General features: G+C 57.9%; 11 protein-coding genes and 1 pseudogene. 9 read left to right on the top strand and 3 right to left on the bottom strand.

Going from position 1 to position 13392, the window contains the following annotated elements; translation table 11 throughout:
* Positions 1-112 precede the first annotated feature (112 nt).
* Both AC1VNY_RS17080 and AC1VNY_RS17075 read right to left on the bottom strand, forming a co-directional pair.
* The gene (locus AC1VNY_RS17080; RefSeq protein ID WP_482406036.1) at positions 113-613 is read right to left on the bottom strand and encodes a hypothetical protein; all 501 of its coding nucleotides are present in this window, start codon (positions 611-613) and stop codon (positions 113-115) included.
* Positions 598-879, bottom strand: coding sequence for a hypothetical protein (locus tag AC1VNY_RS17075; RefSeq protein ID WP_482406035.1), 282 nt, complete (start codon positions 877-879; stop codon positions 598-600). Before AC1VNY_RS17075 ends, AC1VNY_RS17080 begins: the two co-directional genes overlap by 16 nt.
* A gap of 830 nt (positions 880-1709) precedes the next feature.
* On the opposite strand from AC1VNY_RS17075, the gene AC1VNY_RS17070 reads away from it, so the two are divergent.
* The 5 genes and pseudogenes from AC1VNY_RS17070 (at position 1710) to AC1VNY_RS17050 (ending at position 4293) form a co-directional block, all read left to right on the top strand.
* On the top strand, positions 1710-2399 hold the full coding sequence (locus AC1VNY_RS17070; protein ID WP_482406034.1) for a 50S ribosomal protein L11 methyltransferase: 690 nt from the start codon (positions 1710-1712) through the stop codon (positions 2397-2399).
* Between the two features lie 121 nt (positions 2400-2520).
* Positions 2521-2859, top strand: coding sequence for an FAD-dependent oxidoreductase (locus AC1VNY_RS17065; RefSeq protein ID WP_482406033.1), 339 nt, complete (start codon positions 2521-2523; stop codon positions 2857-2859).
* Positions 2766-3155, top strand: a complete 390-nt coding sequence (locus AC1VNY_RS17060) for an NAD(P)/FAD-dependent oxidoreductase (protein WP_482406032.1) — start codon at positions 2766-2768, stop codon at positions 3153-3155. Before AC1VNY_RS17065 ends, AC1VNY_RS17060 begins: the two co-directional genes overlap by 94 nt.
* Positions 3146-3911 (top strand): annotated as a pseudogene (locus AC1VNY_RS17055) (IS5 family transposase). Before AC1VNY_RS17060 ends, AC1VNY_RS17055 begins: the two are co-directional and overlap by 10 nt.
* Positions 3912-3942: 31 nt before the next feature.
* Positions 3943-4293 carry an FAD-dependent oxidoreductase gene (locus AC1VNY_RS17050; protein WP_482406031.1) on the top strand — a complete coding sequence of 117 codons (351 nt, stop codon included), beginning with the start codon at positions 3943-3945 and terminating at the stop codon, positions 4291-4293.
* A gap of 136 nt (positions 4294-4429) precedes the next feature.
* Here AC1VNY_RS17050 and AC1VNY_RS17045 read toward each other — a convergent pair whose 3' ends face one another.
* The gene (locus AC1VNY_RS17045; protein WP_482406030.1) at positions 4430-5314 is read right to left on the bottom strand and encodes a radical SAM/SPASM domain-containing protein; all 885 of its coding nucleotides are present in this window, start codon (positions 5312-5314) and stop codon (positions 4430-4432) included.
* Between the two features lie 1048 nt (positions 5315-6362).
* Between AC1VNY_RS17045 and AC1VNY_RS17040 the strand changes: the two genes are divergently transcribed.
* The 4 genes from AC1VNY_RS17040 (at position 6363) to AC1VNY_RS17025 (ending at position 12751) form a co-directional block, all read left to right on the top strand.
* Positions 6363-7604: a cytochrome P450 gene (locus AC1VNY_RS17040; RefSeq protein ID WP_482406029.1), complete on the top strand. Its 1242-nt coding sequence runs from the start codon at positions 6363-6365 to the stop codon at positions 7602-7604.
* A 289-nt stretch (positions 7605-7893) separates the two neighbouring features.
* Entirely contained in the window at positions 7894-8247 is a 354-nt protein-coding gene (locus AC1VNY_RS17035; protein ID WP_482406028.1) for a hypothetical protein, read from the top strand.
* Positions 8248-8895: 648 nt separating this feature from the next.
* Complete coding sequence (locus AC1VNY_RS17030; RefSeq protein WP_482406027.1) at positions 8896-11172, top strand: hypothetical protein; 2277 nt, start codon at positions 8896-8898, stop codon at positions 11170-11172.
* A gap of 1372 nt (positions 11173-12544) precedes the next feature.
* Entirely contained in the window at positions 12545-12751 is a 207-nt protein-coding gene (locus AC1VNY_RS17025) for a hypothetical protein (RefSeq protein WP_097671455.1), read from the top strand.
* The last annotated feature ends 641 nt before the right edge of the window (positions 12752-13392 follow it).

Below are 13392 nucleotides of genomic sequence, written 5' to 3'. Positions count from 1 at the left end.
ACTTTGTATCGGAGAATGAGCGGCTAAACCCGGCACGTGCCAAGCCTGCAGAGTATTGAAACCATCAGCCGGTCGTGAGGCGTCGCGATCCGCAGCGTTCCCCAAGCGCTGTTCATCGACCGGCCGTATAGGCAAAGGAGCGTTGAATGACCTGGCGCGAGCTGCCTCCTTCTGCACCCAAATTACCCCGCCCGATGATCGCGCGATAGTCGCGGAGAGCGTTCAAGGCGGCGATGAGCGTCTTGTCATTTCGAAACAAACGGTCCGCGTGGCCGAGCAGTTTGTCATCACTGAGCTTGGCAATGGACGAGGGACGGAGCGCTACCGCCAACTTCCGCAGCGCGCTCGCATAGGTCCCGCCCGTTCCTTCGGCGATCTGTCGACCAAAACGTGCCTCGGCAGCCTCCCTGATGAGACGCTGATCTTCTTGGGAAGGACGATAATGTGTCGTGAGGGGGAGAGCGTCTGCGTCAGGCCTGCGATACCGGCTGATCATTAACAGTGCTGGGGCGATGATCTTGTCGTTTTGCAGCAGCTTGCTGGCGTAACCGAGTAACTTATCGTCATCCAGGCTAGCCATCGATTTGCCCGACTGCTTCAGCTCCTCAGCCAATTTGCGAAGCCGACGATCATAAATACTGATGGTGGTAGAGTTCGGCGGTGGACCTCGCTTGAGAGCAGCGGCGGATGCTGCCTGGATGAGGCGATCGTCCTCCTGAGTGACATCATAGAGTTCTCGATGGGGATATGTCGAGCCGCCCCGGGAGCATCCAGCAGGTGCTGCTCGAACTCTGCTTGCGGCTGTTGCTGTTGTTCCTCGGCTGCGTTGGTTGCAGCCTGATCATGAGCGGCTTGGTTGATCGTGTTCAATCGGTCCATGATCCCGTCCGCCAGCATAGCTCTCTGGTTCCTCGCTAACGATGTTAGCTTTCCAAAACCTGACGTGGCCTTCCGTCAGGTAAAATCAACGAGGTCCCGCACGTGGCTGTTCGGAGGCGCTGCAGCTGGGGGCGGGCCCATAAAAAGTTTGTAACAAAAGAGGGGAGGGTTCAGGATTTGAGCGGCAAGAGCGGTGTGCTGCCGCTCCATTGATGATCGTGATCCGTCAGCTCTCGATTGAGGCAATCCGGGCTATGATCGCGACGACGGGTATGCCATCCGGCGAGTTTCGATTGATCCGGGGCCAGCGCAAGGCGAAGTAGCGCTCTTTTAGATCAGCTAGATAGTCATCTGGGCGGCATCAAACCGTGAATTGAGCGGAGTCTTGTTCGTTCCTGGCGCGCTTTCATCGAAACGTGAGTTTTAAATGACGGTCGAAATTCGACTTTCCTGAAACTCACCGGGATACGAAGCCATTCGTACACCAACTCAGTCATATGTGTTCGGTGTCCGACACCGCCGCCGACACGCTCGCCGGGGCGGCAGAACGCCCCAGAGCCGCCGGTGGCCATTCTCCAAGGAAAATCAGAAGCCGAGCGCTTTTAATTCTGATGGCACGGCGGTTGCTTATTGAGAGGCAACGATATTCGGCGAAGGCGCAAAGCGCATTCAGACACGTTGGGAAAAACCTGCTCGAAACTCTTTGAACCGGTAGGCCCTGTACAGTGCACCGAACGTGCAACTGCTGCCGCACTTGCTCAATAGGGCGTTCCATCGATTGGATGGCAGGACGATGAGGCAACGCGCGCGCTAGCGAACTGGAGAGTTGAATGACTGCCCCCCAAGCCATATCGGCGCGGCGCCAAACGACCGATGTAGACGCTATGATCGCGGATCTGCGGTCATGCGAACACCCGCACGACGTGGAAGTGTGCGGTATGCTTTTGCACATTCTCCCCGGCGTTCTGTCGCCACGCCTAAGTCACGCTCCCGACGCCTTGATATCGAAGTGGCACATCCAATCTGGAGCAACAGTATTGGATCTGGGATGCGGATCGGGCGTCCTGGGGCTGGCGGCACTTCGCGCTGGGGCAAAACACCTAGTGGCTCTCGATATCAATCCGCAAGCCGTTCTCACCACAAAGTTAAACATCGAGCGGTTAGGTCATTCCAAGCAGGCAGAAGCGCGCCTCAGTGACATCTATTCTGCGCTGCAGCCTGAAGAAAAGTTCGACCTTATTCTGTTTGCCGCCCCGTACTGGAACCGAAAAGCAAGGGACGATTTGGAGCGCTCTTGCTTTGATGAAGATCACAGCGCCATGGCCTCAGCTCTCGGGGGAGCGCATAATTGGCTCGACGCCAACGGCCTAATGTATGTCGTCTTTTCTGATCAAGGCGATATTGGGCGCGTCCTGAACTTGATCGATAACAGTAACCTGCGTGTTAGAAATATGCATATTTTTCGACCGTCGATTCATGGCGGGCATATCCGGATCATTTGGGAGCTAACGGTTCGGTGAAGTCTCTTCTACCCCTGGATCCCGCCAAGCGCGGCTAGTCAAGACCAGTCGTGTTCGGATCGCAAGTTCGATAACGAGGACTGCCGGCCGAGATTGATGCGTTGCAGAACGAGTTCGTCGGATGCAGGGCAATCGCAAGTCGCACGGCTTATGGGAGCTGACGGCGCCAGCGCCGCCGTATACCGGCCCTCTCGTGGGTGATTTGCAAGCTGATGTCGTTGTGATCGGCGGTGGATATACGGGACTCTCTGCGGCTATTCACCTCGCTGAGGACGGCGTGCGCGTCATCCTGCTGGATAGGCATCCGAAATTGGATTCGGCGGTTCCGGGCGCAACGTCGGGCTCGTCAATGCAGGCATGTCGGTCATGCCCGACACGCTCTCAGACACTCTCGGCCCTCCGTTTGGAGAGCGGCTCATCGAATTACTGGGTGAAGGACCACAAGAGGTTTTTGAACTGATCGAGAGACATGGGATCGACTGTGAAGTTGAGCGCGCGGGGACCCTGCATTGCGCGGTCGGCCGCAGGGGCTTGGAAGAAATCCAGATTCGTGCCGAACAGTGGCAGAAACGCGGCGCTCCGGTCGCGGTGCTCGATGCGAAGGAGACGCGCAGAAAGATTGGCGGTGGCAACTATACCGGCGCGCTGCTCGACACGCGCGCCGGTACAATACAGCCACTGGCTGATGCGCGCGGCTTCCCTTTTGAGAGCAAATCAGATTCAAGGCTTCTTTTTGGGAGGCGGCCTTGGGTGTGATGGATCGTTTGGTGTGAGCGACGCGGCCTGGAAGCGAATGGCGCCGCTGATCATCGGCCGGCCCGACCAGAAGGGCTCGACCGGGCGAGACAACCGGATGTTCGTGGAAGGTGTGCTTTGGATCGTGCGTACGGGCTCTCCTTGGCGGGATCTTCCGGAGGTGTTCGGGGAATGGAACAGCGTGTTCCGGCGCTTCAGCCGATGGAGCAACAAGGGTGTTTGGTGGCGGATCTTCGAGGCGATGTCCGATGATCCAGACTTCGAACACCTGATCGTCGATTCCACCATCGTCCGGGCGCATCAACACGCCGCCGGGGAGAAAAAAGGGGGTCTGAAGATCAGGCGCTTGGCCGCTCGCGCGGCGGCCTGAGCACGAAGATACATATGGCCGTTCGCGGTCTGGGATGTCCTGTCCGGTTCACGCTCACCGCAGGCCAGAAGGGCGATGCACCGCAAGCCGTCGCATTAATCGAGGGACTGCCCGCCGAGGTCGTCATCGCCGACACAGCCTATGACGCCGATCATTTGCGCAAAGACATCGCCGCCAAAAGGGCGCTCGCCGTCATCCCCAACAACCCGTCACGCGCGCTCAAATATCCGCTCGACAAGCACCTCTATGCCCAGCGCCATCTCGTGGAATGCTGCTTCTCCAAACTCAAGCAGTTCCGTCGCTTCGCCACCCGCTTCGAAAAACCCGCTCGAAATTACCGAGCCGTCGTCGTCACTCTCGCTGCCATCGTCCTATGGATGCGATAAGTGTCCACACTGCCTAGGTGGTATCGGCACCTTGGTTCACCGAGCCTGGGCGGTCAGGTCGCTACGTAGGCTGTTTCCGCAACCCGACGACGTTGAGTTCGAAGCCGGCTGGTTCGGAATGATCGGGATGACTTCCGACCACCTGCCGCGCTTTCACAAGCTCGACCGTAACCTCGTGTCCTTCGGTGGTTACAACGGGCGCGGGATTGCACCTGGGACCGTCTTCGGCCGCGTGTTGGCGTCCTACGTCCTCGGCCGCCTTGCGGAAGAGGATCTACCACTTCCAGCCGCGCCGGCTGAATATCGGCGGTTTCGTGCCGCCCGTGAGGCCCTCTACAGAGCAGGCTCTCAACTGGTTCACCTCACTGAAGCGCGGCTCTGATCCGCCTTGTGTCAATCGCATATCCGATCCGGCGGGTTTCCATCGGTTTGGCCATTCCCGGCACGCGGCGAGCGAATTGGCTTCGGTCGTGTTCTTCAGAGAGAGTCTCGACATCCTCACTCGCGCTGTCCGGCCGTCACGTCTGTAGATCGGCATCCATATAACATCCCGACGTCTGCGGGGTGGCAAACTCGCACGTCCTGCAGAGCAGAAAGCCATCCATTCCGTTCATTCGATCGACGATTTCGTGAAAGATCGGTCCATCAAAGAGATATGCGTATTCGTCGCGCAAAAGATTGCCCAGGACATGACGCCGCTCAAAATCCATCCCGCACAGAGTAACGTCGCCGTTTGGGAGAAGGACATTCCGATGTTGTTGTTTGCCAATACACGTCAAAGGTCCGACGACCGGCTGTCGCGGTTTGATGATACTCGACTCTAGACGTCCTCGCCTGCTACTCAGCGGACGCAAGCGCTCCAGCGCTTTTGCGGGAATGATGTCGGCGAGGTCGGGATGGACTTTGCCCAGGACAACGAATCGAATCGAGGGAATGTTCGCCTCGACGAGTCGGCGCATGACATTGAGATAGAACTTTCCGACGAGCCGGCTGTTCATATAAGTGCCGTCATCGGGAACATGGACGACGAAAGCCCTGAACTGCAGCATTTGCAAGCGCCGAACGTCACTCCCGTTCATTCCGACGAGGGTCGTGAAAATTCGGACGTGATGCCCACGTGCGTAAGCATGCTCAACCATCCTGGTGCACTTCGGATGGAGCCAAGGCTCCGAGTAGCCGGCAAAACTGATGTCGGTAGCCGTCGGCACGCGTGCAAGACACCGCTCGAAGTCCTGAAGACCTAGGTATTTCGCTTGAGACACAGGTCTTTGCCGATCGGCGAACTTGTCTTGAGGGCAATAAGAACACCGGACGATGCATCCTGCGGTCGTGGTTATCTCCAATACCCTGCGACCAGGATTGGCGGCGCGTAAGTTTTGTAACACGATGGGATATGCCGTCATTCTGTCTGGTCCTTTCAGGCGTCGGAGCAAGAAACTGCGTAAAGGAGCGCAGCGTTAGATGAGTAGCCTCTTGCTTTGCTCCTCACGGATTGCAAATTCAGGATATGCACGTTGACGAAATGACTTACACCAAACCCCTATCTCATCGCTAGCGACGCGCCGAGCTCGACCATGCGCTACCGAAGGTGGGATAGGCCTGGCGTGCCAACCCGGCTCTCCACGCGTAGGCCGCTGCGTAGCACCATTGGCTATCACTAACATCTTCGTTCCGAGTCGGCGCATGCCAGATGCTGGCTCGGTGTCCTCGCTAGAAGGATCTTCGGAGATGCGACCGCAGCTGTAGCGATGCGGAACCAGCGCCGGATCTGCCCAAACGGGACATCCTAAGGCCTCCGGATGGCAGCGCAGGTTCTGGACCATCCTTCTATTTGTCGCGCAAGCGATTGCGCTTGCGAACTGTTCGGGCGTCATGAATGCGATGGACAAGCGGTCGAGCATCGCAAGCTCTTGGCGGCGATCGTCCGCGAAAGTTTCCTGTTCCGGTTAGATGGCAAGTTGCTGGTCAGGATAATGGATGAAGCACGCTTATTGCCATGTTGAGGACCAAATTGGCCTTTCTCGGCGGAGCGGTGCTAACTGATTTCGCCCGACGACCAGCGCGGCTCGCGGTCACCGCACGATCCTGCGGCCGAGGTGCGGCCGTGAGGAGCCGAAGACGTCGCATCTGGCATCTTAAAGAAGTGGGAGGCTACCCTCATATCGGACAGTTTGGTGGCTCGAGCAGCGATCTAGCCGGCATTGGGCGATGCCTGTGGAGGATCGTTCTCATCGATCCAGTGGGGCAGATCGAGTTGGAAAGTCAATGCGATCTTTACCTGCCGGAACTGGTAGGGGGCACTGCCCGCGCTTTGGGATATTCTGTTGGAGGCGACGATCCGCTCGCAACAAGACGATCCGCTCGCAACAAAACGTCACGGCAGCTCGAAACGATGGATCGCGACCTGTGGATTCGCAAGCTCTCAAGAGAGCAAAATCTGCGGAGGCGATCATGAAAACACAATCGATAGACTACAGAACCGACGGCGCGGGTAAGATCCCGCTGAGCAATCTAGATGTAAGCGTAGGCAAGCGCTTCCAAGATGATAGCATATGGGGTTACTTCGAGCGCCTGCGAAGGGAAGATCCCATTCACTACTGCCAAGATAGTCCCTATGGTCCATATTGGTCCGTAACGAAATACCGCGATATCGTAGAGGTAGATACTAATCACAAGACATTCTCGTCGGAGCAAGGCGTCACTATTGTCGACGTGCCTGACAAGCACTGGACGCAGAGTTTCATCAAGATGGGGCCGCCTAAGCATCGCGAGCAGCGTGATACTGTAAGTCCGATAGTCGCGCCGGAAAACCTGACGAAGCTCGAAAGCTTGATCCGTCGTCGCGTCAGGACGATTCTGGACGGCTTGCCGCGCAACGATGACTTCAATTGGGTGGATAGGGTCTCCATCGAGTTGACGACGCAGATGCTTGCCACGCTATTCGACTTTCCATTTGAAGATCGGCGGCTCTTGACCTATTGGTCGGACGTAGCTGTCGCAATGCCGAGAGCTGGCCAGCCCATTGACAGCTGGGACAAGCGAAGTGCGATCTTGTCCGAATGCTTGGCGTGTTTTGCGCGGCTTTGGAACGAGCGCATCAATGCCAAACCGCGTCTCGACCTTATTTCCATGATGGCACACTCGCCTGCAACTCGACACATGGAGCCGAGTGAGTTTCTTGGCAATCTGATTCTGCTGATCGTCGGTGGGAATGACACCACGCGCAATTCGATTACCGGCGGCCTCCTATTCATGAACCAGCATCCCTCCGAGCTGCGAAAGCTACGCGATAATCCGCAGCTGGTGTCGAGCGCGGTGTCCGAGATTATTCGATATCAAACCCCCATCGCACATATGCGCCGCAACGCCGCAACCGATACCATCGTTGGTGGGAAACAAATCAGGAAGGGCGACAAGGTCGTCATGTGGTACATCTCAGGAAACCGCGACGATGAGGTCATCGAGAACGCCGATAGCTTCGTCATCGATCGCAAGAACGTGCGGCAGCATCTTTCGTTCGGATTCGGGATCCATCGCTGCGTTGGTCGACATCTTGCGGAGCTGCAGCTGAAAATACTCTGGGAGGAAATCTTAAAGGCGCGGCTGGAAGTCAAGGTTGTCGGCGAACCCGAGCGAATTGCGTCGAACTTTGTGCACGGTTATTCCGCTCTTCCTGTGCGGATTGCAGTTTAGGTCGTGATGCTCCGGCTTGGCAGCCGCCAGCTGCGCGGTTTCGTCTCCCTCTTTGACCTCTCTCTCGTCGCTGCACAGGCCGCGAAAGCGGTTGATCGGCGTGAAGGAATTTCCATCTCGGGAACTGGGCAGCCTTCAGCAGGCGTTGAGTGCCTGCGAGAAGGAGGGATGATCGGGGTACAACGGCGTACCCGGCCGAGGCTCTTAGCGTTTCCAGCTGTCAAAGGCAGCCCAGATGGATTCCAATATTGGAAGGGACCTTTGACCTAACATTTTCGATAGTCAGGCGATGAGCTTAACATTGAAGATTATAGCGGTGGGGGCGATTTTCTTTGGAGAAGCGCTTTCGATCATCGCAGAGTTGATTGCCTCAAAGCAGTTTGGAAAGGCCGGCGGGAATCTGACAACGCTCCTGCCGACGTGTCTGCTGATATCCTTCGGTGGCATCTTGCTGGTCTTCGGATATGCACTGGGCTACATGCATCTTGAGAACATCTGGATCATTATCGCGATATCGGTGGGAGCAATTTTAGTGGTGGAACCGGTTCTAGCCCTGCTGCTGTTTCGAGACGTGCCGACGGCAGGATCGCTGATCGGGTTGGCGCTCGGTGCGCTGGGCTCGCTCGCTGCGATACTTCTATGAGCGTATTTTAAGCACGCTTAGATGGGTGGCGTCTTCAGCGAGGTCCTATTTTGGAGTTGCGCAACGTCGGTTCTGCTCAATCTGAATGCAAGAAGAAGAAGCTTTGACCAATTTGCTACATCAATCCGGGATTTGCGCATCGTTGGATCCGTGAACTTTTCGATCGAAGACCAGCATCTCCTGCCCGGAAACAGGACGCTTGCGGCTGCCTAAGGTGTGCAAATCGACATCCGGCGGTACTTTCCTTCATCATTCTCCAGTCCGTTCCACGATGCGGGCATGCTTGTGACGGCTCTTCAGTATTCGGGACGGCCCTTGGCAAGGCTGTTCCATAAACAAAGCCGCCGACATCGCCCGAGTTCTTAAGGATCGCCGTCACTGCCGATACTGCGCGACTGGCAGCGCACATTTCCATGGCGCTCACGGCGAGGCAACGCCAGGCTGCGGCTCTGCATGGCGCAAACTATCCTGCGGCGTGGCGTTCTTCGCTGCATCGTAGTCTCCGGCGCCACAGCAACTTCCATGGAATCGGAACTCGGGCGGCTCGGATTTTCTTGTGCATCCGAAGAGCGCCCTTCGTCAGCCAGTCGTCAGCCAGGCGGTCTATCCAGTCAGGCTGCGCATTGTTGATTGTATCGGAGATGGAATATGACGGGCATTGGCCGACCTGGCGAACCGCACATTGGGGCTGCAGGAGCCGACAGCACGTCGGGATCGAGCAGTTCGCGCTCGCGGTCCGGTCTCATTTCTGCGGAAGGCAGCCAATCTTTCGATTCCGTCATGGAGCGGATGCGCTCTGCCCCCGAAGATAGAACCGCGCTGCTGTCCTCGAGCCAGCCGTCCGGCTCGGGGGTGGCAGTCCCCATTTCCTCAGCAGGTGAGGCCATCAATACAGCCAAGCGAGAAATGGACAGCCTGCTTGGGGAATTTGATAGACGCCGCAATGCGGCCATGCACGGCCAGAGCTCGTCGGAGGCGCAAGAGCTGATCGATCAGCTCGTCAAGGCGGGCTCAGCAGTTCTGGATTACTATGCGAACTTGCCGCCGGATGTGGCGCGCAACATTCTGGCCGACGATCAGGCTCGTCGACTTCGTGACGAGATACTCGATGCAGCGGACCAATGCAACGCGCTGGGTACCTCGACTGTCTACGCCCTGGAGCAGAGCAGGAAGAATGCGGGAAAGGTGCTCGAACGGATGCGTCAATCCAATACTCCCTCCGACCAACTGAGCCGAGCGGCCTCCAGTGTGGCGAAACACTATTCGGCCTGCGTGGAGTGGTGGGGAAAGAAGGCGTTGCGCTTGGAACGGATGCTGTCCGTCTGCGCGGCCACTGCCAACTTGCCAAGCGCAACGGCCGAGATGCAGCAGGCTGAACAGGCTGCACTACGGCTGCACACCGGCTGGGCGCTGTTTACCAAGAACACGCATCTGCAATCGCAGGTCGCTCTCGCGCGGGTTACGATTGAATCGCAGGCGAGCACGTTCGAGCCAGCCGTCAGGCAAATCCTCTTGGGCGAGAACGGTCGGGCGCGTCTACTCGGAACCTTCGTCGACGACGTTGTTCCGGCATTTCTCTCGACGCGCGATGCTGTTCTATACAGCAAAGGACAGGCTCTCGACGCACAGAACTGCGCCGTTCTGGAAGGGGTCATAGAGCGGCTATCGGAATTTGCGTCGGCTTTGCACGACATGGTTGCCGAGCTAAGGAATGTCGGAGCAGGTGGGAAACTCCCGCTGGAACTGTTGGATCAGATCGAGGAAGCCGCGTGGGTCACTGCCCATGAGATCATGCGCCTCCTGGAAGTACAGCCGAAGATGCCCGCCATCATTGCAGCTCCAGCCGAGGCTGGAGCTGCGTTCCCTGTCAACACAACCGGCACTACTGCGGTGGCCGAAGGCACTGCGACGCGCAAGAAGGGGAAAGGCAAGCGCAGACCGGCCGCTGGCGCGGGGAGTTCGGCCGTCGGGCGCCCGGAGCTGCAGCTCTCTGGGCCCGACGCCGACACGGCGCCAGCAGCCAAGGTTATCGTGCTTTCGGATCTGGGCACCAAGAAACTCGCGACTGTAGAGGAGGCACATGCGAGGGCGTCATCGTCGGCGACGGAACATTTGGCGATGTGGCAGGCCCCGCCATCGAAAGAGGCACTGACACGACTGCTCCAGCGATTGGACGAACTTTTGCAATTCGATCTGGCCGGTCAGCAAAGGGCCATCTCGCAAGTGCGCCACATGAAACCCGAAGATGCCGATCACGTCGTGGACACTGTCGTCGAGCGCCTGCAGAGCCAGGCCGCGGAGATTGAGGCCTGTGTAGCCGCGCTGCAGGAGCCTCGTCGACGCGGCCTACTCGCGCCGGTGCAAGTGCCCGAAGTGCACGACAAAATCGTCCGCCTCAAGGCGATGTTGTCCGAGGTGCAGGGGCAGGCAAACGCTTTGAAGGCGCGAAAGGCCATGATCAAGATGGATTGCATGAAGACCTATGCCTTCCCCTCTCAGCAGTACCTTGAAGGCTTGCAGGCGGCCAAGGAATTGGCTCCCCTGGAGCCACCGCGCGCGTTGAAGGGCGAGCCAGGGACGCTGTTCGAGATGAAGTTGCAGCCCAAGGCACTGGGCAATGGTGCAATGCCAAGTCCGATGTGGGTGCATATCCATACGAAGCGGCCGGTCTATGCGTGGCAGCTGGCGACATTGGACGACGCCGAATCTGCCGCTTGCCACGTGAAATCCAATGAACAACGCGGCTACAATCGCCTCTGGCAGAATGCTCGAGCTGCAATGGGCCACGAAGACGTCGTGATCCACCGCGGCAAGCTTACGCCGGCGTTCTGCAAGTCCTTGTTGAGCACAGTTGACGGCCAGTCATGGTATCCCCGTCTCGAGGCGGAGTTCGGCTCGATGCAGCTCGCTCGACACGGGATGTAGTGCGCGTATCTCGCGATAGAGTGCCGCTTGCGCTGACACCATCAATAATGCCTCCGACTCCGGATTCCATGCGGGCCGCTGATCCGCTCCAGGACGTCCGAGACTTCAACTTGGGCGAGGACGGAGCCCTGATGAGGAGACCATGCTTCGTCCACTGCAGAAGGCGAGCACGTCTTCCGCGATGAGGAAATTCGGTCGATTGCGGCGAGGTCGGCCGCTGGGCGAGAAACTGTGCACCACTGAAGGCAGCAGGCGGAGCGCGAGGTGTCGCTCGCTCCTGGACCAAAGCAGGCGCACCTCGTCCTGCTTAAGCTCGATCAGGAATTCGCGCCAACATTGGTGCGAGTATGCGAGTATGTCCATTCGGCTCGCATAGGCGGACCACTGCACTGAGTGGTGGTTCGACTGGCCGAAGCTGGCGAATCTCGAGCGATTTCCGAGTGATCGGCATCCCGCGAGAATACGCACCTTGGGCCGATTTGACGAATCGAATTGACGATGCTCAATAAGGCGGCCTGTCCGTTTGCTACCCTCGGATATGGCCACGACGGTCCCAGCATCGGCCTCCATGGCCCCCAGAAGGTGCTGGGACCTGTTCGTTTCACACCCTCAATCGGGTGAACAGTTCGCTTATCGCTTGCCGGATTCTCTCGTAGGCCGCGCCCTCGTTTGTTCTTTGTCGCGCTGGCCGGGCTATCCCGCTCATACTGGTTGGCAACCCGAGCGTAGGCTCGAAGTGTAAGGCAGAACGACTGCTCGCGGGCTGAGATCGAGATGCACATATGCGTTGTAAGACTGTGCCCGGCGTCTGCCCGCGTCGCCTAGACCTCCGAACCAGCCCCCAACCAGGTGGAACGCGATGTACCACTCAGACGCGCGCGCGACGAAGTCGGCCGCGCTCGCAGCAACCATATCGCCCTCGGTGGCAAGTTCAGGAATGGACTCTCGCTTCATTGGCAGCATGCCGCCGTACTTGAACGCGTCGAAGCCCTGCGGTGTAGCCTGTAGCGTAGCCGAACAAACGAATGGAATTTCAGCGGCCGCCGCAGTCGTCGCATCCGTCGTAATGAGTTCGCTTGTGACGGGCCCCTCGGGCAGCACACGTCCAGACTCCAAGCAGTGCTAGTCATGGGGCCGAGACGATGCAGTTACCGCGTTGTCCGATTGCTCAGATCTATGCGGACCGCTTCGAGGCCGGCGAGAAGCCGACCATAAACGGCTTCTCCGAGCGACTCATAACCGAGCCTGCGCAGATGTCCGAACTCATCCATCCCGTAGATAGGCCTGATCAAGAAAATCAATTTTACCACTTGTGGCAACGTCATATATCCATGAGGACGGCTTGGGGCCGATCTAAGGGAGCGACTCTGGAATGAAAAAATTGCTGTTTGTAACTGCGAGCGCCATCGCGCTTGCAACGGCGGCAGTGCCGGCCTTTGTTGCTGAAGCCGGCGCTCAACCCGTCGCTGCCAAGGTGCAGGTAGCCGACACGTCATATCCTCAGTGCGCGGACGACCCCTTGAATGGTATCTGCGATCTGTTTTTTTGTTTGACCGATCCGGCGTGCGTACAGCACTAACCACCGGATACCAACCAAGCAGAAAATGAGGATCCAGGCCTCGCAGAGCGGCCGCTCGTGGGAACAGCGGCCGCGTCCTCTAGCGTAAATAATTTGCGGACAGCCGCTGAAGCCGTTCCAGTTTCGCCGCTGGAGCATGATCGCGCGTGGAGGATCTTCCAGCACAGAGTGGCCATCAAGGATCATGCAAAGCACACCGCGGAGCCGCACGTTATCACCCGCGTGCGGGACAAGAATATGAAGCGATTGCAATCTGTTAATTCGAGCGAGGCCTCGACTCTCGATTGGCAAGGCGCAGTAACCGCGCTCGGGGCATCGCAGGTCCGTCAGCCGCCAGTAGTTGTGGGCCGACCAAGGCGATTCAAATGCATTCCCCTATAGAGTCTGTTAGTGGCGCAGCGTTAGGTTAAAACCAAAGAGTCCTATCCTTATGACTTGCCGAGATCGGGGAGAGAGTGCGCGCGCGGATAGCGCCTCTCGTCGCGGGCGACCAGCCTTAAAAGGACGAATCTATCGTGAGCGTCATCCGGTGACCACGCCCTGAGGGCTGATCTGGTCGGCTAGGAAGATCTCGTGGATTGGTTTTTCACGAGGTCACCATGTCAAAGGATAGTTGTAAGGATGGCGATAAGGATAGGCAT

This window comes from Bradyrhizobium ferriligni, assembly GCF_056837965.1.
Note: the sequence above shows the minus strand (reverse complement) of the source record. Positions and strands in the feature narration are given on the sequence as shown.

Bases quoted from the DNA above. Each gene is read 5' to 3' on its own strand.
- AC1VNY_RS17065 (WP_482406033.1), top strand. From the start codon at position 2,521: ATGCAGGGCAATCGCAAGTCGCACGGCTTATGGGAGCTGACGGCGCCA.
- AC1VNY_RS17040 (WP_482406029.1), top strand. From the start codon at position 6,363: ATGAAAACACAATCGATAGACTACAGAACCGACGGCGCGGGTAAGATC.
- AC1VNY_RS17060 (WP_482406032.1), top strand. From the start codon at position 2,766: ATGCCCGACACGCTCTCAGACACTCTCGGCCCTCCGTTTGGAGAGCGG.
- AC1VNY_RS17045 (WP_482406030.1), bottom strand. From the start codon at position 5,314: ATGACGGCATATCCCATCGTGTTACAAAACTTACGCGCCGCCAATCCT.
- AC1VNY_RS17025 (WP_097671455.1), top strand. From the start codon at position 12,545: ATGAAAAAATTGCTGTTTGTAACTGCGAGCGCCATCGCGCTTGCAACG.
- AC1VNY_RS17030 (WP_482406027.1), top strand. From the start codon at position 8,896: ATGACGGGCATTGGCCGACCTGGCGAACCGCACATTGGGGCTGCAGGA.
- AC1VNY_RS17035 (WP_482406028.1), top strand. From the start codon at position 7,894: ATGAGCTTAACATTGAAGATTATAGCGGTGGGGGCGATTTTCTTTGGA.
- AC1VNY_RS17075 (WP_482406035.1), bottom strand. From the start codon at position 879: ATGGACCGATTGAACACGATCAACCAAGCCGCTCATGATCAGGCTGCA.
- AC1VNY_RS17070 (WP_482406034.1), top strand. From the start codon at position 1,710: ATGACTGCCCCCCAAGCCATATCGGCGCGGCGCCAAACGACCGATGTA.